This window comes from Paraburkholderia sp. J94 (assembly GCF_905220285.1).
Classification (GTDB): domain Bacteria; phylum Pseudomonadota; class Gammaproteobacteria; order Burkholderiales; family Burkholderiaceae; genus Paraburkholderia; species Paraburkholderia tropica_A.
The window spans coordinates 409,286-429,425 of record NZ_CAJMZH010000005.1 but is presented as its reverse complement, the minus strand read 5'-3'; the positions used below and the strand labels follow the sequence as shown (position 1 = coordinate 429,425).

The 20,140-nt window shown below is 65.2% G+C and carries 18 protein-coding genes and 1 pseudogene; 6 read left to right on the top strand and 13 right to left on the bottom strand.

The window, feature by feature from the left end:
* Positions 1–10: 10 nt before the first annotated feature.
* Both U4Y88_RS13115 and U4Y88_RS13110 read right to left on the bottom strand, forming a co-directional pair.
* On the bottom strand, positions 11–1,138 hold the full coding sequence (locus tag U4Y88_RS13115) for a hybrid sensor histidine kinase/response regulator (RefSeq protein ID WP_224010600.1): 1,128 nt from the start codon (positions 1,136–1,138) through the stop codon (positions 11–13).
* A gap of 157 nt (positions 1,139–1,295) precedes the next feature.
* Positions 1,296–1,820, bottom strand: coding sequence for a hypothetical protein (locus tag U4Y88_RS13110; RefSeq protein WP_321784380.1), 525 nt, complete (start codon positions 1,818–1,820; stop codon positions 1,296–1,298).
* 103 nt (positions 1,821–1,923) lie between these two features.
* On the opposite strand from U4Y88_RS13110, the gene U4Y88_RS13105 reads away from it, so the two are divergent.
* The gene (locus tag U4Y88_RS13105; protein WP_224010596.1) at positions 1,924–2,337 is read left to right on the top strand and encodes a hypothetical protein; all 414 of its coding nucleotides are present in this window, start codon (positions 1,924–1,926) and stop codon (positions 2,335–2,337) included.
* 247 nt (positions 2,338–2,584) lie between these two features.
* Here U4Y88_RS13105 and flhC read toward each other — a convergent pair.
* Positions 2,585–3,157, bottom strand: a pseudogene (flhC, locus tag U4Y88_RS13100) (flagellar transcriptional regulator FlhC); the annotation flags it as partial.
* A 481-nt stretch (positions 3,158–3,638) separates the two neighbouring features.
* Between flhC and U4Y88_RS13095 the strand changes: the two are divergent.
* Complete coding sequence (locus tag U4Y88_RS13095; RefSeq protein ID WP_321784378.1) at positions 3,639–4,571, top strand: tyrosine-protein phosphatase; 933 nt, start codon at positions 3,639–3,641, stop codon at positions 4,569–4,571.
* A gap of 91 nt (positions 4,572–4,662) precedes the next feature.
* Here U4Y88_RS13095 and U4Y88_RS13090 read toward each other — a convergent pair whose 3' ends face one another.
* The 3 genes from U4Y88_RS13090 to U4Y88_RS13080 all read right to left on the bottom strand — a co-directional run bounded on the left by U4Y88_RS13090 (position 4,663) and on the right by U4Y88_RS13080 (position 7,806).
* A complete protein-coding gene (locus tag U4Y88_RS13090; protein WP_321784376.1) occupies positions 4,663–5,925 on the bottom strand; it encodes an ATP-binding protein in 1,263 nt (420 codons plus the stop codon).
* Between the two features lie 12 nt (positions 5,926–5,937).
* Entirely contained in the window at positions 5,938–6,696 is a 759-nt protein-coding gene (locus tag U4Y88_RS13085; RefSeq protein WP_224010589.1) for a response regulator, read from the bottom strand.
* A 210-nt stretch (positions 6,697–6,906) separates the two neighbouring features.
* Complete coding sequence (locus U4Y88_RS13080; RefSeq protein WP_224010587.1) at positions 6,907–7,806, bottom strand: lysozyme inhibitor LprI family protein; 900 nt, start codon at positions 7,804–7,806, stop codon at positions 6,907–6,909.
* 393 nt (positions 7,807–8,199) lie between these two features.
* Here U4Y88_RS13080 and U4Y88_RS13075 point away from each other — a divergent pair, with 393 nt between their 5' ends.
* Together U4Y88_RS13075 and U4Y88_RS13070 are read left to right on the top strand one after the other, a co-directional pair.
* Positions 8,200–8,787 (top strand): hypothetical protein, encoded by a 588-nt coding sequence (locus U4Y88_RS13075; RefSeq protein ID WP_224010585.1) that lies wholly within the window; start codon positions 8,200–8,202, stop codon positions 8,785–8,787.
* Between the two features lie 81 nt (positions 8,788–8,868).
* Positions 8,869–9,639 (top strand): response regulator, encoded by a 771-nt coding sequence (locus U4Y88_RS13070; protein ID WP_321784375.1) that lies wholly within the window; start codon positions 8,869–8,871, stop codon positions 9,637–9,639.
* A gap of 126 nt (positions 9,640–9,765) precedes the next feature.
* Here U4Y88_RS13070 and U4Y88_RS13065 read toward each other — a convergent pair whose 3' ends face one another.
* The 4 genes from U4Y88_RS13065 to U4Y88_RS13050 form a co-directional block, all read right to left on the bottom strand.
* The gene (locus tag U4Y88_RS13065; RefSeq protein ID WP_224010581.1) at positions 9,766–10,491 is read right to left on the bottom strand and encodes a flagellar basal body L-ring protein FlgH; all 726 of its coding nucleotides are present in this window, start codon (positions 10,489–10,491) and stop codon (positions 9,766–9,768) included.
* A gap of 53 nt (positions 10,492–10,544) precedes the next feature.
* Positions 10,545–11,234: a hypothetical protein gene (locus U4Y88_RS13060; RefSeq protein ID WP_321784373.1), complete on the bottom strand. Its 690-nt coding sequence runs from the start codon at positions 11,232–11,234 to the stop codon at positions 10,545–10,547.
* Between the two features lie 223 nt (positions 11,235–11,457).
* On the bottom strand, positions 11,458–11,703 hold the full coding sequence (locus U4Y88_RS13055; protein ID WP_224010655.1) for a DUF6726 family protein: 246 nt from the start codon (positions 11,701–11,703) through the stop codon (positions 11,458–11,460).
* Positions 11,700–11,882: a hypothetical protein gene (locus U4Y88_RS13050; RefSeq protein ID WP_224010577.1), complete on the bottom strand. Its 183-nt coding sequence runs from the start codon at positions 11,880–11,882 to the stop codon at positions 11,700–11,702. Before U4Y88_RS13050 ends, U4Y88_RS13055 begins: the two co-directional genes overlap by 4 nt.
* Positions 11,883–12,896: 1,014 nt before the next feature.
* Between U4Y88_RS13050 and U4Y88_RS13045 the strand changes: the two genes are divergently transcribed.
* Positions 12,897–14,186: a PD-(D/E)XK nuclease family protein gene (locus U4Y88_RS13045; protein WP_321784371.1), complete on the top strand. Its 1,290-nt coding sequence runs from the start codon at positions 12,897–12,899 to the stop codon at positions 14,184–14,186.
* Positions 14,187–14,206: 20 nt separating this feature from the next.
* Here the strand turns inward: U4Y88_RS13045 and U4Y88_RS13040 are convergent, their stop codons facing one another.
* Positions 14,207–15,928 (bottom strand): phospholipase D-like domain-containing protein, encoded by a 1,722-nt coding sequence (locus U4Y88_RS13040; protein WP_321784369.1) that lies wholly within the window; start codon positions 15,926–15,928, stop codon positions 14,207–14,209.
* A gap of 220 nt (positions 15,929–16,148) precedes the next feature.
* Between U4Y88_RS13040 and U4Y88_RS13035 the strand changes: the two genes are divergently transcribed.
* Entirely contained in the window at positions 16,149–16,436 is a 288-nt protein-coding gene (locus tag U4Y88_RS13035; protein ID WP_224010575.1) for a PAAR domain-containing protein, read from the top strand.
* A gap of 16 nt (positions 16,437–16,452) precedes the next feature.
* On the opposite strand, the gene U4Y88_RS13030 is transcribed toward U4Y88_RS13035, so the two are convergent.
* Entirely contained in the window at positions 16,453–17,349 is an 897-nt protein-coding gene (locus U4Y88_RS13030; RefSeq protein WP_321784367.1) for a transglutaminase family protein, read from the bottom strand.
* Positions 17,346–20,093, bottom strand: a complete 2,748-nt coding sequence (locus U4Y88_RS13025) for a circularly permuted type 2 ATP-grasp protein (RefSeq protein WP_321784366.1) — start codon at positions 20,091–20,093, stop codon at positions 17,346–17,348. Before U4Y88_RS13025 ends, U4Y88_RS13030 begins: the two co-directional genes overlap by 4 nt.
* Positions 20,094–20,140: the final 47 nt, after the last annotated feature.

Here is a 20,140-nt window from a genome sequence, read left to right as displayed (position 1 = left end):
GCCAGCGGGCTCAGTGCATTTCGCTGGGCTTGTGCGGGTTGCCGAAACCCATCGTGACGGTGGTGCCCGCGCCCCAGTCCGAGTCGATGCGCAGGCTGCCGCCGAACGAGCGCATGATGCGATTGCAGAAGATCATGCCCATGCCGTGGCCGCCGTCCTCGGCGTGCGTGGTGACGGGGTCTTGCAGCAGCCGCGCCTTCACGTCGGGCGCGATGCCCGTGCCGTTGTCGCGCACGCGGATCTCATGCTCGCTGTTCCTGAGCACCTCGATATGCAGCGCGGGCGTGGCGGCGTTCGAGAGCGCGCGCAGCGCGTTCGACAGCAGCGAGGAGAGCACGAGCGCGACGCAATTGGGCATCGCGCGCACGACGAAATCCTGCTGCACGTCCACGGTGATCCAGTCGCGCTGCGCGGCCGCGAACGGATAGGTGTCGAGCAGCGTGGCGATCAGGCGCGTGGCGCTCACTTCGCGCGTGCCGTCGCGCGAGAGCGATTGCGATCCGCCGTTCTTGTGCAGCGTGGCCCAGAACGACGAAATCAGCGAGAGGCAATACTGCGTGTTGTTGAGCATCGACGAAGCGGCGTTCGCGATGCGCGTCTGCGATTGCGGGTCGAATTCGCCCGATACGTCGTTTTCGATGGTGCGCGCGAACAGCGCGATGGTCGCCAACGGCGTGTTCAGTTCGTGCGCGAGAAACGCGAGCGTTTCGTCCATCGCCAACAGGCGCTGCTGGCGCGTCTCGCGTTCGGTATAGCGCGAGACCGCCTGTTGCAGCACGTCGCGCACGGCTTCCATGCGCAGCGGCTTTTCGAGGATGCGAAACACGTTGCCCGTATTCACCGTGTTCAGCAGCATGTCCTTGTCGGCATAGGCCGTCACCAGAATGCGCACGATCTGCGGATATTTCTGCGCGACTTCGTGGAGCAGCTGGTCGCCGTCACGCTCGGGCATGCGGAAGTCGGTCACCAGCACCGCGATCTCCGCGCCGTGCTGCGCGAGCACGCTCATGGCTTCTTCCGCGCCGCGCGCGATGTGCACCGGGTAGAGGCCGTGCATGGCGCGCGCGAAATGCACGCGCGAAATCTCATCGTCGTCGACGAAGAGAATGGAGAACGACGGATGGAGGGCGCTGGTCATCGCAATCCCGGCAAATGAATCGGGCGGTGATTCGGGTGAAATGCGATTGTAGTCGAGCCGGGTCACCCGACGCAGCGCCTTTCTTTCCTCTTATGCATAACAGATTGCTATTCGACGCCATTCTGGCGTCTTTACCCCGTTTTTTACGGCGTTCCGCCTAGATGAACAGCGAAACGATGCCGCCCACGGTAATGGCTGCCGCGATCCATCGGCCGGTGCTGTAAGCCTGGTTCGGATCGGGCTCCTGGTCGGGGCGTTCGAGGCCGAATGCGCCGTAGACGAGCGATTTCATGGGCTGCGCGTTCGCCGCGGCGTCGCCGTTGCCGTCCGCGGACGCGTCGGTCTGCCCGCTGTCCGAGGAGTCGGCGATGGCGGTGCCGCCGTCGGTGCCATCGGCGCTCGCGTCGGTCGTGGCGCTATCGCCGCTGTCGTCCACGTTCAGCTCGTTGCCGTCGTCGTCGATGCTGTCGTCGTTGGCCGCCGCGGCATAGCCTTGCGGCGAAATCCGCACGGCGTCGTCCTGCGACTTGACGGCGTCGGGCGCGGCATCGGTCGACGAGGAGGACTTCGTGTCCGTCGTCGCCTGCGCTGCCTGGGCAGCCTGAACTGCCGCCGCGTCGTCGTTGAACTTGTGCGTTGCGGCACCCCCGCCGGAAAACGCCGTCGTACCCCCGAGTTGCATGGTCGGTTCCTTCTATTTTTTTACACAACAACCATAATCCCACGTTGTCCGCTTCGAGCGGTCAACGAATAACGCGAAGAAATTCGCGGTATTCCGAGACCCCTTGTCCAGCATGGCCTGTCACAATGTCGTTTGCATGAAACAGCACTCCTTTGAGGCGAATGTGGACGAAGCCCTCGCGCAGCGGAATATCGGCAACCCCGATGGGGAGCCCCGTGTGACGCGGCCTTCGCGACGCAAGGTTTTCGAGGCGCTCTACCGCGCGCATTATGTGCGTGCGCATGCACAACAGCCCGACGCGCTCGAACGCGCGCCCAACGACGAATACGCCCAAAGCGGCGCGCAGATCGCCTGGGAGATCTGGCAGGCCGCCCATGCGCATGCGATCGAAGTGGCCGCGCAGTTGTGCGAGAGCCGCCAGGCGCAGCACATTAGTCAGGATGGCAAAGCAGTGTGCCGTCTGTGCGCGAGCGACATTCGCGCCTTGCTGGCCGCTGCGGAAAAGGAAGATCTGTAAAGCGCGCGGGCGGCGCGCTTTCGCTTGAACGTCAGGCGGGAACCGAGGCCGGCAGGAACGGGTTGCCCGGCATCTTGCCCGATGGGCCGCTCGACGGACCGCCGATGGCGCCATTCCTCGCGCTGCGGTTGGGATCGACGGCGCGTTTGACTTCGGCGATGGTGTCGCGCATCGCGTCGGAGATCTCGCTCAACGGTGAGGCCGCCTTGCGCTTGCTGGTCGACTTTGACTTGTCGGCTGCGGTGCCCGCATCGGCGGCATCGCTTGCCTCTTGCGTGCCCTGCGCGAGTTCGCGGCTCGCGAGCATCGCGCGCGTGACGCCGGCGCGCGAAGGCGGCTGGCAGATGCAGCAGGTCGCCGGTTTCATCGCATCGCGCGCATGGCGCACGAAGCGGCCCGAGCAGACCGTGCAGCGCGTGAGCGCGAGCAGGCCGCCTTCGAAGAAGCGCAGCAGCGTCCAGGCGCGTGTGAAGCTGAGCACGCGCTCGGTCTCAGCGCATTCGCAGTGCTCGATATAGAGCCGATACGCACGCGTGAGCGCGTCGAGCCGGCTGCATTTCGCTTCGTCTTTCAGGAACAGGAAGATGTTGTAAAAAAGCGAAGCGTGAATATTCGGTAACCACGTGAAATACCAGTCGGCCGAAAACGGAAGCATGCCTTTGGGCGGCGAAGCGCTCTTGAGTTCGCGATAAAGACGAATCAGGCGATTTCTCGAGAGCGTCAGTTCCTTTTCGAGCACCGGCATGCGAGCGCCAAGCTGGATCAGCTCGATTGCACGCAATACCTCGCGCGCTTCCTCGGTCACACTGCCTTTGTACATGACTTAGAACTCCATGGGCAGTGAGTACTGCCGCGACAATCAGGCCTAAATGCCTGAATTCACGGGCGATTATAGGAGCGCGCAAACGAGCGTCAAGAATAATATTTAGAAAGAATTTACAGGATTTAATAAGAAATTGCGGGCTGCGACGGGCATTATCGGGCGAATCGGCCACTGGAATGGACGGCGCTTCATGTAATGCTTTCTAATTTTTGGGAATAAGTAAGTTCTGGAAAGAATTTGCCGCAAAAATCTTCTCGACCCCGTTTTTTATGGCGATTTATCATTCGGCCGCGCGCGTGAGGCGCGTCATCTCGACGCTCACGCCCCGTCACGGTGTCCTACGAATTATTACCGAGTCTTGCGTCGTAACCCTTTCAGGGTCATCTGCCGGTAAACTTCGTCTCTCCGAATGCATGCGACGCACCGACGTTGCAGCGGCCCGCTTGCCACGCGCGCCTCACCCATTAGCTGCTAACCGATGATTCTTCGTTTTTCCGCCAGTTCTTCGTCGCGCAAGGAAGCGCACAAGGGCGTTCCCGCGCCCTTGTCCGGCGACTTCGCGTGCCGGCGCGGCGCTGGGCCGGCCAGTCCGCCGCGCCGCCGGCTGCTCAAGGGCACCATGAGCGTGCTGGCGCTGGGCGGTTGCAGCAGCACGTTGCTGAGCGCGTGCGGTGGCGATTACACGGGCGGAGACGGGCCGCAGGACGCACCCAGCCCGGTCATGAATTCGGTGGCGAATTTCCGCGACGTGGGCGGCGCGGCGCCCGGTTACTCGACCAGCGACGGCGCGCACTTTCGCCGCGCCATCATTTACCGCTCCGATGCGCTCACCGTGAGCACGGCCGACACGCCCACGCTCGAAGGCATCGGGCTCGCGGCTGTCTACGATCTGCGCACGCCGGTCGAATCCGACACCACGCCCGACACGTCGGTCAGCACCGCGAGCTATGTCTCGCTGAACGTGCTCGGCACGCACGCGCCGCCGTCGTTCGCGGGCCTCACTGGTCCCGAACTCGATTCGGCCATGCAGGCGCACTGGCGCGAGTTCGTGATGGGCCGCACGCAATGCATGGCTTACGGCGCGCTGCTCGAACAGATCGCGCAGGCGGGCGGGCCGGTCGTGGTGGTGGGCGGAATGGGCGTGGACGTGGCGGGATGGGCGAGCGCGCTCTTGCTGCTGATCGCGAACGTGCCGCTGGAAATCGTCGTGAAGGATTTTCTGCTGACGAATGCGTGGCGCTCGACGGGCGTCGACGAAGCCAATCTCTCACCGCCCGTGCAAGCCGCTTATCTGCAGACCGCGTTCGATGCGCTGCAAAAGGGCTTCGGCGATCTGAACCGTTATCTCGGTGCGGGTCTCGGTCTGTCGTCGACGACCGTGGATCTGCTGCGCGGCCGCCTCGTGGTGTAAGCGGCGCGCGGCATCGAGCGATATCGACGGATATCAGGCGATATCCGGCACGCGCTAGCACTGGCTGGCAATCTCTGGCTTCTCAGGTTTCTCAGGCGGCAGGAAACGCGATCTTGATGCGCAGACCGCCTTTGGGATGGTTCGACACTTCGCAGCGCCCGCCCTGATTGCGCACGAGGCGCGTCACGATGGCGAGGCCGAGTCCGCAATGCCCTTCGCCGCCGCGTGCTTCGTCCAGACGCACGAAGGGCTTGAGCGCCGCCGCCACGCGCTCGGCAGGAATGCCGGGACCGTGATCGCGCACTTCGATGATCCAGTTCGTGCCTTCGCGGCGCGTGCCGATTTCCACCGGCGGCTCGCCGTGTTCGAGCGCGTTGTCGACGAGATTCGACACGAGCCGGTCGAGCAGCGTACGCGGCATGCGGAAGCTCGAACCGGCGCGCAGATCGAGACGGAACAGCGTGTCTTCTTCTTCGGCCGTATCGGACGAAAACTGCTCGCGCAATAGCTCATCCACTTCCACTTCGGGACCGGATTCCGGCCGTTGCCGCGCGAATTCCAGAAACTGCTGCACGATGTCGTTGAGCGAATCGACTTCACGCGTGAACTGTTCGCGCTCGCGCTCGGAACCCAGCATGCTCGCGCGCAGCTTCAGGCGCGTGAGCGGCGACTTCAGGTCGTGCGCCACGCCCGCGAGCATGATGGCCTGATCGTCATCGGCTTCGTTGAGCTGCTTCATCATGCCGTTGAACGAGCCGATCAATTCGCGCAGTTCGCGCGGACCGAGTTCGTCGACAGGCGGCGGACGATTGCCCGAGCCGAACGCGCGCGCGGTCTGCGCGACGATCGACAGCGGACGCTGCATCTGCCACACCGCGAGCAGCGCGAGCAGCAGCGAGACCGCGAGCATCGACGCGAATTGCGGGACCAGATTCGGCGGCGGCGGCAGGTCGATGGGCGCGACGATCCACGTGGGGTGGCCGGGGAAGCGCACCCAGAGCGTCGCGCGATGGCGCGTGTCGGCGAGAATTTCGGTGCCCGCGGGCAGATCGCGCAGCAACTGGCGGCGCAGATCGGAAAGCGGCTCGCGCTTCGGCACTTCGAGCTTCACGTCGGCGGGCATGTTCCAGGTCGGCACGAGGTGCACGCGCAGCGCGGGCGCGAGTTCGAGCTCGTTGGGCGCCGCCCCGGTGGTGGCGTGCAGCATCAGCAGCAGGCCGCGCTCGAAGCCCTCGACTTCATGGCGGCGCGGCTGCGGCGCGAACACGACGAACCAGCACGCCTGAATCGCGAACAGCACGAGCGCCGACATCAGCGCCATGCGCCCGAACAGCGTATTCAACGGATTGTTCATGCATTCAGGCGATCATGCGCCGGGTTCGGCATCCTGGGCGTCGTGGGCGCCCGGATCGGCGACTTCGCCTTCGCGCAGCGGCACGAAGACATAGCCCTTGCCGCGTACCGTTTGCACGAAACGCGGTTGCGAGGGATCGTCTTCGATCACGCGGCGCAGGCGCCAGATCGGCACGTCGAGACTGCGCTCGTGGAATTCGAGGCCGTCGGCATGCAGCAGATCGTGAATGAGCACGCGCGAGAGCACGCGGTAGGGGTGTCGTGTGAAGACCTTCAACAAGGCGAATTCGCCGTCCCGCAACGCCACGCGCTCGCCGTCGCGCAGCAGCGTGCGCGTGGCGAAGTCGAGTTCGAAGGGGCCGAAACGGCAGCGTTCGCGCGCTTCCGGCGCACCCGCGGGCACCGCGCCGCGACGGCGCAGCACGGTCTGGATGCGCAGCAACAATTCCTGCGGATCGAACGGCTTGGCGACATAGTCGTCCGCGCCGAGCGTCAGGCCCGCGATGCGGTCGGCGACCGCGCCGCGCGCCGAAGCGAAGATCACGGGAATGTCGTCGCCTTTCGCGCGCAGGGCGGCGAGGGCGCGCAGGCCGTCGGTGCCGGGCATCATGACATCCAGCACGACGACAGCAGGCCGCTCGCGTTCGAGACGCTGACCGAGATGCGTGCCGTCGTGCAGGACCGAGGCCTCGAAGCCGTTGGCCCGCAGGAAGCGGGAGAGAAGATCGCGCACGACCGGATCGTCGTCGACGATGAGAACGTGTGGACTCATCGTGAAATTTTAATTCGTATCGACGGCTTACAGAATAGCGGCGTTCTTTCTATTTCTTACTCCGGCTTACTTGCGATTGGATTGCGACGGGGTCGCGATGGGGGGGGGCGCGCTTGAATCACGCCTGAATCCCCAGATTGAATCGCGCGGCGGGTTTCGCCGCGCTGGCTTCGTGACGGCTGCGTCACTGCTGCATCACCGCGGCGTGACTTACTTCGCGGCGAGCGAGCTTTCCTGCGCCGATGCCTGGGCGGCGTGCGTCGCGTCGGTCGCGGCGGCGTCCGCCGGCTTTTCTTCCGACGAATGCGCGGCGGCCGGCTTTGCAGCGGCGGGCGCGTCGAGCGAAGCGATGCCCGCGGCCTTCGCGAAGGCCGTGCCCGAACCTGCCATGCTGGCGGCCTTGGCCGAGGTTTCCGCGGTGGCGGCCGGCTTGGCCGACTTGACCGGGGCGACTTCGTCAGCCGGGATAGCGTGCGTGTGCGAGTCGGCGAGATGCTTCTGGCGCGCGTCGGCAGCAACGCCGCTCGGCATTTTTTCCAGATGCAGCGAGGCGTCGGTGTGCGCGCCGGCGAGCTTCGCGCCCGTCTTCGCGGCAGGCTTCGAGCCGTCGGCCGTCGGCGCCGGCTTGTCGTTCTGGCCCTTCGGCGCAGCGTCGATGCCCTTCATTTCCAGCACGGCGTCCTGTGCGGACGGTGCCAGATGCTGATCGGCCACGCCGTCCTTCACGCGCTGCACGGTGGCCTGCTTGCCGTGTTGCAGATCGCCCTGGAGTTCGGCGATGCGGCGGTTATACCAGTCCGTCACGCAAGCCTTGTCCTTGCAGTTGTGCTGGCGCCATTGCCACTGGCTCACGCGGTCGGCTTCGAGCGCCGTCGAGTCGGGCGTCGCGTCGATTGCGCTGTGATAGAGCGCGGCGAGTTTGTCGTCGAGCGCGGACAGCGTCGGGTCGTTGCACACGAGGCGCTCGGACGCCGAGGCGTTGTGCGGGCAATGAAAACTCGCCGCCTGAGCGAACGGCGAACCGGCGAGCGACGCGAATAGCGCGAGCGCAGCGACGTTCAGGCCGCGGCGAAGGGAGTGAGCGCGACGGATTTTCTGTTCTCGATTCATGGCAGGCACGATGTTGTTTGAAATAGCGGGGGACGACGGGCGGCTAGTCCGGCGTCGCCACGGCGCCAGGCGCCGCGATGAGAACAATAGCTCAGCGCCTCTGACGCAAAGCGGCGCTCAACGGGTCGATTGCGTCCACCGCTTACGAAACATTTCATCCATTACTCGTGCGGTAAGCTGTTCGGCCATTTTAACGGCCTCCGAGCGCTGCGCCTGCTTTCATGTCCTTACCTGATGGGAGATTTGCGAAGAAGTGGAAAGCGCTTGCCAACAATGGCCGATGTCCAGCCCATCGTGTGGCGCGCTTTGCCGCGATGATGCATGACGAGCCCTGCCGCCCGCGCTAAGTCGCGTCGCGCACGCAGCCCATCGACGCGTCATGTCATCGTTCTCATGCCACACGAAATCCGCTCCAACGTCCGCCGCGCGGTCCGCCTGGCCGCCGCGCTCGGCGCTGCGCTCGCGCTCAATGGCTGCGCCTGGACGCTGATTACCGCCGCCGATGCGACCGGCTCCGTGATCCAGGCCGGTTATGCGGTGGCGTCGAATTACTCGTCGCCGAAGTTCGTGACCGGCCGTCCGGTGAATCTCGCCTCGATCTGCATCGAGAACAATCCGATGGTCACGTCCGCCGATTTCGTGCCGTCGCTGCAACTCGTGCTGTCGCAGCGCGGCGTGCGTTCGGATGTCTACAGTCCGGGCACCGAGCCGGTCACGTGCGAAGGGCGGCTGGTCTATAACGCGTCGATCGAGTTCGGCAAGCCGACCTTCAGCGACGACAGCCGCGCCTACCTGTCCACCATCAATCTGACGATCTTCATGCATAACCATATTGCGGTGACGGCGCGCTACGAAGTGCGCGGGCTCGGCACCGACCGCTATTCGAGCGCGGCCGTGAAGCTCAAGGGCCTGCTCGACGCGATGGTGGTGGATCAGACGCAACTGGGTTCGACGTTCGAGTCGGCTTCGCGCGGCTTCTAGTCTTTCACGCCGCATATTCAGGAAAGGAATGGAAAGGCGGCGGGCCTATGCCGGTCCGTTTGCGTCCCTTACGATTTGTGCATGGCAAATAATATCTTTCTCGTCGACGACGATCCCGTCGTACGCGACGTTACCGCCGAATATCTGCAAATGCGCGGCTTCACCGTGACGAAGCTGCCGTCCGCGCGCGCCTTGCAGCAGCAGTTGCGCACCGAACGGCCGCAGGTCGTGGTGCTCGACATCATGATGCCGGAGCTGGATGGCATCAGCGCCTTGCGCGCGCTGCGCGAAAGCGGCGACGATCTGCCCGTGATCCTGCTCACCGCGCGCAACGAGGTGATCGACCGCGTGCTCGGCCTCGAATTCGGCGCCGACGATTACGTGGGCAAGCCCTTCGATCCGGGCGAGCTGGCCGCGCGTATCCGCACGGTCATGCGCCGACGCAGCGTGGCCAACTCGACGGGCGCGCCGGAAAGCCGCGCGTCGTTCCGCTTCGGCCCGTACGAACTCGATTTCCGCTCGCGCGAACTCTATCGCGACGAAGAACGCATTCCGCTGCGTTCGAGCGAATTCGCGTTCCTGAAGCTGTTCGTCAATCACGCGATGACGATTCTGTCGCGCGAGCGCATCATCGAAATCGTCTACGGCGAGGCGGGGCGTTATCGCAACCGCAGTCTCGACGTGGCGATCTGGCGCCTGCGCCGGCTGATCGAAACCGATCCGTCCGAGCCGCGTTATCTGCAAACCGTCTGGGGTCACGGCTATGTGTTCGTGCCGGATGGCGAAGTGGGTTTTGCCGAACGTTACAGCGAATACGCGGGTGAGATGCCCGACGCGGCCCAGGAAGAGTGAGCCGCCTGATTCAGGCGGCGCGGTTCGGGCCGCCTGAAAGCTCGCGATGAAATGCAAAACGGCGCGCCATCGAGGCGCGCCGTTTTTGCTTGCTGAGTCCGCATTTGCGGACCCGTCAAAGCGGCATCAGAACGTGAGCACGCTCAGGAACATGCGCTGCAGCCAGCCCACCGTGGTTGCGTCGTTGAGCATGCCGCGACCCACCTGCTCGATGCGCGCGTTGGCGATCTTGCTCGAATCCACGTAGTTGTCCGACTCGACGTCGTTCGGATTGACGATGCCCGAGAGACGCAGGCGCTGATGCTCGCCGCTCATCGCAATGATCTTCTCGCCCGACACCACGAGATTGCCCGTCGGCGTCTTGCTGATGACCGTGACGGCCAGCGTGCCCGACATGTCGCTCGACAGCGTGTGGCTGCCCGTGCCGTTGAACGTCGTCGACGCCGAACCGATATTGAACAGGTGCGCCAGACGCGCCGCCGCGCCCGTCGACTGATCGGCGGCAGTGGCGGTGATGGTGCTGTCGCGCTTGGCGGACGCGGCTGCGTTGTCGGCGCCGGTGTAAGTTTCGGAGAGGCGGATGGTCAGCACGTCGCCGATACGCTGCGCACGCGGCGTTTCATACAGCGCGAGCGCGGTGCCTTGCTGATAGATCGAGCCGCTGGTGTTCACGTTCAGCGGCGGCTCCGCGAGCGGCGGCGTCATCGGCGTGTTGACGATCGAGTCGGGCGAGACGGCGCACCCCGAGAACGCAGCGAATGCCGTTGCGCACAGCAGCACACGCGGCAGCGCGAAAGAGCAGCGCGCGAAGTGCTTGCGGTAAGGTAAGGAGTGCGATTGATTGGAAAGCATAGGTAAGAAGCGCTCGCGTGAGGGAGTCGTCGGGTCAGGTCACGTGCTGGGGATCAGCCTTCGTCGAACTGGCTGATCTTGAGCGCGCGTTCGATGCCTTTCGCGCGCGGGCTGACGGGTTTGAGCAGGTAAGTAAGCGTGGCGTGGCCGCCGTTGGGCATCAGGCAGATCGTGATCGTGCTCGATGCGTTGTCCCATTCCAGCAGCGGCAGTTCCGGGTCGCCGCGCATATGCGGTGCGCCGTAACGCGCGGCCAGCAGATCGCGCAGATCGAAGGCGGTTGCGGCATCCACGACGAACGACATTTCATAGAGACGCAGCGGGCCGCCCGCGCTGTCGTGCGCGAAACGCAGCACGTGTTCGCTGGCGGGCACGCCGTCCACGACGGCGTGGGAAGGCGTCCAGCCTTGCGGCGTGCGATGTGCCCAGCGGCACGCGATCGTCAGGCTCGCATAGCTCTTGAACGGCATGCCGATGTCGCCGCCGGCCACGTCGGTTTCGCAGACGAGCGCGCTTTCGTGCGGCGTCGCGCGCACCGTGTTCGCCTCGCGCAGATCGGTCAGCGTGATGCCGAGCGGAATGCCGCGAAACGAGAAGGGCGTGTCGTCTTGCGCGACGGCGCGGCTGCGCGCCGTCGCGACAACAGGCGTCGGGCGACGCTTCTTGACCGTGCTGCGTGGCGCCTGTGCGCTGGCCGTCTTTTGCGGCGCGGGCGCAGGCGCGGAGGCAGCGTGTGCTGCCACGGCGTTCGCCTGCACGACGGCAGGCGCGCTGGCAGGTGCGCTGACAGTTGCACTGGCAGATGCACCGGCCGATGCGCTGACCGCGGGCGTCGGGAGCGGCGTGATGCGCCCTTCGAAGCTCGTGTGCGCGCAAGCCGGAGCGGCCAGCGCGCCGGCAAGCGCCGCAGCGGCAGCGCAGGTCAGGAAAGCGGTCAATGACGCCCGTTTCATCGAGTGGCCTCGATCAGTCGATAGCCGCCGCGCACGCGTCGAACGGCACAGCAGCGGGATGGCCAACCACCGGCACGATCTTCACCGTCGCCGAGACGAGCCGGCAAGGTAATGCCGCCACCGCGCAACCTTCGAGCGGCAGGGTGAGGCTGGCGAGTGCAATCACCGCAGCGGCGCGCAGCCCATGCAATGCCACACGCGACAGATGATGTGCGCGCTTAGCCTTCAGCGGCGCCTCTTGCGACAGCGAATTCGTCATGCGGTGGTATTGATGTTGTGGCCGAGCGGACCGACCGGCGTGCCGGGATGCACGGTTTCCGGTTGGGCGGAATTGTTACCGGCGTAGCCTGCCGAGCCGGAGTTCTTGTTGCGGTTAGGGTCGAACGTCGTCAAGGGCGACGAGTGGCCGACGCTGCTGGAGCCGATAGGGCTGGTCATGATGGGCCTCCTGGGCGGATTGACACAAAAAGGAGGGGGCGCACGGAGAGGGGTGCGCGCCCCCGCGTTACGTCGATAGGGGAAGTAGTCGACGAGCGGCGATAGCATCTTCGCGTCTGAGTCTGTTGCGTGAAGCAAGAATCAACGGGGGCATTGGCTTATGCCTTACGAGTCCTTCCGGGGGTATACAAATGCGCAAGACAGGGAAGGAAAAAGGGCGCGCGCGGACCGAAAAAACGCTGCCTGGAATCGTGGCGGCGAAGGCGGTCGCGAGAAAAAGGCGCGTTCCGTGCAAGCCTTGTCTGGCCTCGTGTTGTGCGCAGCGACGGGGGGGCGCAAGCGGGCGCGCGAGGAGGCGTGATGCGGGTGTTTTTCGAGACGTGTTTGGCGCGTGGAAGGTCGATGAAGGCGGCCTTTCACGGTAATGATTGGGGATTCGAGGTATTTCGGCGCTGGAAAATTCTGCGCGACATGGCGTTGGAAGTCGCGAGATCGAGTGGCATTCCGAGGTGCGCTTGCTGGCGAGAAAGCCCGTCAATCAGGGGATTTCAGCGAAAATCGCGAGGTCGCGCAGGTGAGCGGGGCGGCGATGTTTGATCGGCCGGAAGCGGCTTCCGGTTAACGCGAAACGCGGCGTAGCAATCCGTGAGAATGAAATTTTTCGCGATTTTCCGTGTTAAGTCTTACCGACGAGGAAGGTTTGTAATGGACTATCTTGCGCCGAGCCGCACATCAAATTGCCTCGGTCGCGCACGGTGACAGGGAGGTGAAAAATGAAAGATAGGGAGCGGCTTTTTGGTTCCGGTCGAGCGCTCTGTTGGCGATCGCTCCGGGGTGGGGCGCCGGACGAAGAAGTCGTCACGGACACGCCATCCGATCTGCTTGCTGTGAGTTTTGCATAAGGGCGAGTGCCAGGCCGACAGGCGCGAGCCGAACGCGTCATACAATGGGCGTCGCCGGAGCGACGCGCTCGCGACGCTCCGGCGCGATAAACAACACCGTTCAAACATAATAATGGCTAATACAACCGAATCACTGATTGACGCTTTTTTCGGGGATACGAACGTCATGCGTCTCGTGACGTCATCGGCAACATGGGAACCGCTGAGGATCTGCTACCCCAAGGAAGTCAATGTGTCGCGCTTCATCGCATGGCTGCTCGATCCGAGCGAGGGACACGGACTGAGTGATCGCGCGATCCAATCTTTGCTCGTGCGAGCGTGGTGGGAAAGCGGTGAGGTCGACCTTGATATTCAGACGCGCCGCTTTCTTGCGCCGTCGAATGTGCAAACCGAGGGATTTTCGGCTGCCGTGGTCACTACGGAGGTCGAACTTGCGGGGCGTTCGCTCGATGTGCTCGTAGTGGATCCGGGCCGCCGACGCTACATTGCGATCGAAAACAAGTTTGGCTCCGCACAATCGAAGAACCAGCTCAAGCACTATCGTAAGCAGTTGGAGAAGGTATTTGAGGGCTTCACCGGCGTTCATATTCTGCTGGATTCGAATCAAGCGGAACCCGACCACGATGGCTGGATTCCTGTGGGCTATGACTGGCTGGCGGAATTCCTGCTCGAAGCTGAAAAACGCGATGCTACCGCTCCGCACGTGCGAGATGCGCTCCGGCAATTCCGCAATGTGATTGAGGAAGAGTCTGAGGACACCTTTTCGCGCAGCGCCTTGGGATCGCTCATTACGGAAGTTGCCGGCGATTACCAGGACATCTTCAAACTGATGGCGGAATGGCAGCGCAACGGCAACAAGTCGACGCGTGCTCAGACACTGGTCGATCTCATGTCGGGCACCAATACGCTGGAGGGCAAGGCGTTGTTGCGTCTCTTCCAACTTTATTGGCGCAGACCCGCAATTTGGGATCAATGCATTCGGCAAGCACAGTTCGCTCCCTTCGTGTCTGTCATGCGCAAGAATTTTTCCGATGTGATGGCATTTCCGAAGCGTGTGCGCACGGGATTCACGCTCGGAGAGTGGGAGCGTTTTGTCGATCCCGACAGTATTGACTCGTACGAGGGATTTTATTCACCCGCTGGTGTGACTGTGCGGCAAACTGGCGAAACGTATCGCGTCGTCACGTTCCTTCAGTTTCACGACGTGAAAGTCGAACGCCGTGATGAACTCAGGAGCTTTGCTCAGGAGATCCGCGCCGAAAATCGTATGCGGGGTTCTGCAGCCGCCGAAGCATCTTTCGTGGCGCTCCGTAGCCGTTCCGATTTGAGTAAGGAAAAAGCAATCGAAGATGCGGTTTCTCAGATGGAATTGCTGCGTCAGCGTCTTTCCAGGGTGCGCTAATGCGAACGGGGCGACACGCGTTACCCACGCGTACCGCCCCTCACCCGCACCTTCTTCTTCACCGCCGCCACGAACGGTTTCGCGCGCTCGTTCCAGTCGGAAACGAACACCGCTTCATACCAGGCCGCGATCTGTGCCGATTCAATCATCACGCCCGCGTCGCGATTCTGCTCGATGCCTGCGGGCGAGAAATTCTGGCTGCTGACCACCACGATCTTCGAGTCCACCACGAAGCCTTTGTTGTGCACGTTCGACTGCAGCCGGATATTGGCCGTGAGATCGACGCCCGCCGCTTTCATCTTCTCGGCCCATTTCACGCCGTATTCCGCGCTTTCGATGAGCCGCACGTCCACGCTCGCCGCCACGCGCGCGGCAATCGTCGCGAGCAGGGCGTCGTAATCGCCTTTGCCGTTCGACGACTCGATGTATTGAAGCTGGATATAGAGCGATGTCCGCGCGCTTTCGATCAGTTGCCGGATCTGCGTGATGTATTGGCCGCGCGCGGGTGAACCGGGCAGGGTGTCGGGCGTGAGCAGCGGCGTGACGGTGGTATCGATGTTGCGGAACACCTTCGCGCTCACGTACCTGGGTTTCGTGGCCGCGAACGGCACGAGTGCGGACGCCGCGACCGGCGGATTCGCCTGCGCGGCCAGCTTCGCGTGGGCGTTGACGATGGCGCGCTCCGGTTCGGCACCGACGGACGCGGCCTGGTGCGCCTGGGCGCTCGCATAGTCCTGATTCAGATACGCGCCGAACAGCGCGGCGAGCGGCATGTTCTCGATGATGACGTGCCAGTCGCGATCCTCGGTGCGCGGCGGCGCGCTCAGATCGGGCTGATTGCTGTTGTTGAGATTGCCGCTCGACAGCCAGACCGTGTCGCCGTCGCGGACCATGACCTTGATGTGATATGCGTACGGGAAGATCCACGCCGCCGCGTACACGTCCTGCCGCTCCAGCGCCCACGCAATCTTCGCGCGCCCGCCCAGCGTCTGATTCAGCTGCTCGACGGTCTGCCCGTCGGTCTGGTCGCGGGTGGGATTCGGCGCGGGGTTGTCGAGCACCATCTGCAAGGTGCGTTTGCCCGCGAGCGCCGACTCGAAGGCCTTCAAAATGTGCGCCGACGTGAAATCGTACATGCCGACCACCAATGACTTGCGCGTGCCCGCAAGAAAGGCTTCGAGCGTTTTCAGGCCCGCGTCGGGGCTTACGTGCGCGGTGATGGTTGCCTTCGTGATGGCGAGCGGTTCGAGCGGCGCACCGGGCGCGGGCACGTAGGGCAGCGCTCGTTTCTTCGCATGCGCCGCGAGCGCGTGCGCGACGAAAGGCTGCGCCGCAAGCTGTTTTGCGAAGGTTTTTTGCAGCACGCTGCGCTTGTCGGTGAGCAGGCGTCCGCTGGGCAGTTCGCGCTCGTCGGGCCAGTCGGGCGCGGCGTCTTCGGGACGTGCGTAGGCGGCGGCGAGCGAGGCCGCCGCCGGGTCCTGCGCGCGCAGGCGCTGGAGCGCGGTGGCTTCGCGCACGTCCACGGGCACGCGTTCGATCGAATCGGGCAGGCGGCGCTTCGCGGGCAGCACGGCGAGCTTGGTCTGCACCGTCACGACGATCGCCTGCCGCCCCGTGAGCTGATCGCCCGCGATCTCGAAGCCGGGGCGCACGAACAGCGCGCCGGGCTTCGTCAGCGCCGCGAGATGGCTGCGGATGAGACGGTCGATCTCCTTGGGCGTCGTCGTGTGGCGGCTTGGCATGGGCGGCTCCGGGGCGGGTGTGCCCCGGACTATGCGGCACGCGGCGCCCGCGCGACGTTTGCTCGACCTGAACCCGCGCGTGTCATTTTCACGCGCGAAACTGACGGGTTGCCCGCATCGAGCCTATGCGCGATGACTGGAAAGGAAGCGAAAGGAAAACGCTGGTATATTTCCCGTCCCATCGGCGCAACGCCGGAACCCCATTCCCGAGGCCCTGGAGATGACCCGTAAATTCATCCTCAAAGACGACAAGACCGATCACAACGGCGTCGTGATGGACGGTATCGAAGGATCGTCGTATCACGGCCGTCCGCTCGCCTATATCGGCGCGCCGGTGATGTGCCAGACCTGCTCGAAGCAGGGCGTGATCGTCTCCGATGGCGGGCCGCACACGATGACCGTGATGGGCAAGACGGTCGCGCTCGAAAACGACCTTTGCCAGTGCGAGTGCCAGCCGCAGCCGAAGCTCGTGGCGTCGATGGATACGGGCACGCTGGCGGGCAGCTAAAGCACACGCAATCGCTTTATTCGCCGTCCGGCTCGGCCCGCACATCGACGGCCACGTCGACGCGATGCGCGCCCCCGCCCAGAATGACCCCGCGCAGCAGCGACACGTCGCTGTAATCGCGCCCGACCGCGAGCGTCACGTGGCCCTGATCGGCGAGCACGTCGTTGGTCGGATCGAGATCGACCCAGCCCGCCTGCGGCACGTGCAGCGACACCCACGCGTGCGAGGCATCCGCGCCGATCATCGGCGTGACGCCCTCGGGCGGATCGTTGCGCAGATAGCCGCTCACATAGCGCGCCGCCAAACCGAGCGAGCGCAGCCCGCCGATCATCACCTGTGCGAAGTCCTGACACACGCCGTGGCGCAATTCGAAGGCGCGCGCGGCGGGCGTGTCGAAGGCCGTCGCCGCCGGGCGATAGGCGAAGTCGCGATGAATTCGCTGCATCAGGTCGATGGCCGCCGCGAGCACCGGCGCGCCCGGCGTGAAGCTTTCGAGCGCATACGCGCGCAACGCGGGCGACAGCGCGATATTCGGCGACGCGCAGCAAAACTCCGACTCCGCATGAAACTCACCGCCCGCCGTGTAGCGCAGCGCGCGCGCCACGTCTTCCCACGCGGGCGTGGCGTCGGCGTCGAGCGTTGCATAGCGCGGCGCGAGCAGCACGCTGGTTTCCATCGTCATCTGCAGATAGTCGTGCGGCGCGTCGAACGAAAAATACAGGACGTCGTTGCCGAAGGCGTCGCGGCGGCTCGTCTGATACGAGGGCGCGGGCTCGATGCGCTCGCGGTGTTCGAGCACGCGCTGCCACGGCAGTTCGAGCGGGCGGATGGTCGCGAGATGCTGCGCCGTTTCGACCAGCGTCGAATAGCGATAGGTCGTGCGATGCGTGACGGACAGACGCGTGCCGCTCATGACCACACCTGCGCGGCGAGCGGCATCGCGTGGCTGAACCAGCGTGCGCTGATTTCGTTCGAGGCGGCGGCCATGCGCGCGGCGAGCGCGTCGCACAGCGCGGTGAGCGCCGGATAGCGGCCGTCCTCGCCGGGGTCGCAGATCGCTTCGAGATCGGGTAGCGCGTCGACGGGCGCGAGCTGCGCGGCGAACGGTTCGCGGCGCGGGCCGCCCGCCGCCTGGGCGATTTCGTCGAGACGCGTGCGCAGCCGGTCGTAGACGCCGTAGAGGCCGCGCGGATTGGTCGGATCGGTGACGATCAGATCGAGCAGCGCGGGCACTTCGAGCCGTCCCGGATAGAGCGTGCGATAGGTCAGCGTGCTGTCGAACAGTTGCAGCAGCACGTCGAAACCGGCGGGCGTGGCGAGCGTGCGTTCGTGCGCGGCGATGCGCAGCACGCCGGCCATCGCCGCCACGCGTTCGATATGACGGCCCGCGAACAGCAGACGCCAGGCTTCGTCGCGCGTCATGCGGTCGCCCTGGCAGCCGCTGATCGCGCTCAGCTGCGTGGCGAGCGCGTCGAGCGCGCGGATCAGCGCCATGCGGTCGTACGGCGTGGGCTGGCGGAATTCGAGCAGCACGCCCTGGCGCGCGGGCGCGGGGGCGAGCGAGAGGGCCTGGAGCGCGTCGCGGAAATCGTTGCGCGCGGCGAGCACGGTGCGCCAGTGATCGCTCGACAGACGGCCGCGAATTTCGCCGCACGCGTAGGCCTGGCTCGCGAGCATCTGGCCGATGCTGGGCGCGCGGGCGCTTTCGTGCAGGTTGGCGACGAGTTCGCGCTCGAAGCTGTCGAGGCCGCGGCGGGGGGCGGCGAGGGATTCTTCTGTGCTCGGTGCGTTCGGTGTGGGCTTGGCGCTGGCCGCTGCGTTCGTGCCCGTCACGAGACCGCTCGCAGCAGCCAGTTCGGTGAAGGTGCTGAACAATTCCTCGGCGTCGCTGCCTTCGAGCGAACCGAGAATCAGTCGGCACAGGCGCACGGCGTTTTCGGCGCGCTCGCCGTATCGGCCGGCCCAGAAGAGGTTTTCGGCGGCGCGGCTCGACACGCGTCGATGCTCGCGGCGCAGATCGGCGGGCTTCATCGGGCTCGGCAGCAGCGTGAACGCCGTGCCGGGCTGGCTCGACAGCACCCAGGTATCGACGCTGCTGCCGCCAACCTGCATCGATACGGATTCCTGATGTTCTGCTGCCAGGCGCGTGAAGCCGCCCGGCAGCACGCGCCAGCCGCATTCCTGATCGGCGATCGCGTAGACGCGCAGCACCGCGGGGCGCGCGCCGAGCATGGCTGTGTCGTGGGCTACGTCGTTTGTGGCGTCGGCGGCGTGTTCGTAGCGCGGCGTGTAGCTGTAGTGCAGCGGCTGCTGGACCGTGAAGGCGTCGGGCAGTTGCTCGATGCGCTCGCGCCAGTCGGCGAGCGTTTGCGGGCCTGCCGCGAGGCCGGGCGGCACGGCGCTGCGGGCGTCCTTGCCGTGCTTCGCCGAGGCCGCGTGCGCGCCGCCAGGCCAGGTCGGCACCAGCAGCGCTTCGGGCAGTTGCGCGAGCGCGTCGCGCCGCGCGGCGTCCTCGCCGCACCACCAGGTCGGCACGCTGGGCAGCACGAGCGGCTCGTCGAGCAGCGCCTGCGCGATGCCGGGCATGAAGCCGTGCAGCGCGGGCGATTCCACGAAGCCCGCGCCCGGCACGTTCGAGACCATCACGTTGCCCGCGCGCATCACCTGGAGCAGTCCCGGCACGCCGATGGTCGAATCGGCGCGCAGCTCGACAGGATCGCAGAACGTGTCGTCGAGACGGCGCAGCACCGCGTGCACGCGCTCCAGCCCGCCGAGCGTCTTCAGATACAGCATGTCGTCGCGCACCGTGAGGTCCTTGCCCTCGACCAGCGTGAGGCCGAGATAGCGCGCCAGAAACACGTGCTCGAAATAGGTCTCGCTGAACGGCCCCGGCGTGAGCAGCACGATATGGGGCGAGCCGCCGCGCGCGCTGTGCTCGTCGGCGCGCATGATCGCGCGCGCCGAGTCCGCGAGCGTGGCGATCAGCTGCGAATACGAGGGCGCGAGACGGTGCACGCGCATCGCGCGAAACGGCTCGGCGAACAGGCTGGAAACGATCAGGCGGTTTTCGAGCAGATAGCCGAGCCCGGACGGCGCCTCGGTGCGATGCGAGACGACGGTCCACTGGCCGTCGGGCGCGCGCGCGAGGTCGAGCGCGACGATCTGCAAATACTGGCGTCCGGGCGGCGTGAAGCCCTTCACTGCGCGCAGATAGCCTGGATGGCCGAACACCAGCGCGCCCGGCAGCAGGCCGCGCGCGAGCAGCGTCTGCGGCCCGTAGATATCGGCGACGATCTCGTTGAGCAGCCGCGCGCGCTGCGCCACGCCGCGCTCGATCAGCGCCCATTCGTCTTCGTCGATCAGCAGCGGCAGCAGGTCGAGCGACCACGGACGCGGCCCGCCGCCATCGGCGTAGACGTTATAGGTGATGTCGTTCTCGCGCACCTGGCGCGCGACCGAGGCCGCCGCGCCGTCGAGTCCCGCCGCGCCCGCCTTGCCGAGCAGCGCGAAGAACTGGCGCCACGGTTCGCGCAGCGCGCCGTCGGGCGCGCGCAGCTCGTCCCAGTGGCCGTCGCGCACGGGCAGCGAGCGTAGCGGCGCGAGCGCGAGAGTCTCGTCGGCGGCGGAGTCGAACGGCAGGGTGGATTGAGTCGGCAAGATCGTCGCTTATACGCTGATGGCGGCGCGCCCCGGCAAGCGGGGCG

What these genes read in the sequence shown, in the direction of transcription:
- U4Y88_RS13115 (WP_224010600.1), bottom strand. Translation starts at nt 1,138, where the DNA reads ATGACCAGCGCCCTCCATCCGTCGTTCTCCATTCTCTTCGTCGACGAC.
- U4Y88_RS13110 (WP_321784380.1), bottom strand. Translation starts at nt 1,820, where the DNA reads ATGCAACTCGGGGGTACGACGGCGTTTTCCGGCGGGGGTGCCGCAACG.
- U4Y88_RS13095 (WP_321784378.1), top strand. Translation starts at nt 3,639, where the DNA reads ATGATTCTTCGTTTTTCCGCCAGTTCTTCGTCGCGCAAGGAAGCGCAC.
- U4Y88_RS13090 (WP_321784376.1), bottom strand. Translation starts at nt 5,925, where the DNA reads ATGAACAATCCGTTGAATACGCTGTTCGGGCGCATGGCGCTGATGTCG.
- U4Y88_RS13085 (WP_224010589.1), bottom strand. Translation starts at nt 6,696, where the DNA reads ATGAGTCCACACGTTCTCATCGTCGACGACGATCCGGTCGTGCGCGAT.
- U4Y88_RS13080 (WP_224010587.1), bottom strand. Translation starts at nt 7,806, where the DNA reads ATGAATCGAGAACAGAAAATCCGTCGCGCTCACTCCCTTCGCCGCGGC.
- U4Y88_RS13075 (WP_224010585.1), top strand. Translation starts at nt 8,200, where the DNA reads ATGCCACACGAAATCCGCTCCAACGTCCGCCGCGCGGTCCGCCTGGCC.
- U4Y88_RS13070 (WP_321784375.1), top strand. Translation starts at nt 8,869, where the DNA reads ATGGCAAATAATATCTTTCTCGTCGACGACGATCCCGTCGTACGCGAC.
- U4Y88_RS13065 (WP_224010581.1), bottom strand. Translation starts at nt 10,491, where the DNA reads ATGCTTTCCAATCAATCGCACTCCTTACCTTACCGCAAGCACTTCGCG.
- U4Y88_RS13055 (WP_224010655.1), bottom strand. Translation starts at nt 11,703, where the DNA reads ATGACGAATTCGCTGTCGCAAGAGGCGCCGCTGAAGGCTAAGCGCGCA.
- U4Y88_RS13050 (WP_224010577.1), bottom strand. Translation starts at nt 11,882, where the DNA reads ATGACCAGCCCTATCGGCTCCAGCAGCGTCGGCCACTCGTCGCCCTTG.
- U4Y88_RS13045 (WP_321784371.1), top strand. Translation starts at nt 12,897, where the DNA reads ATGGCTAATACAACCGAATCACTGATTGACGCTTTTTTCGGGGATACG.
- U4Y88_RS13040 (WP_321784369.1), bottom strand. Translation starts at nt 15,928, where the DNA reads ATGCCAAGCCGCCACACGACGACGCCCAAGGAGATCGACCGTCTCATC.
- U4Y88_RS13035 (WP_224010575.1), top strand. Translation starts at nt 16,149, where the DNA reads ATGACCCGTAAATTCATCCTCAAAGACGACAAGACCGATCACAACGGC.
- U4Y88_RS13030 (WP_321784367.1), bottom strand. Translation starts at nt 17,349, where the DNA reads ATGAGCGGCACGCGTCTGTCCGTCACGCATCGCACGACCTATCGCTAT.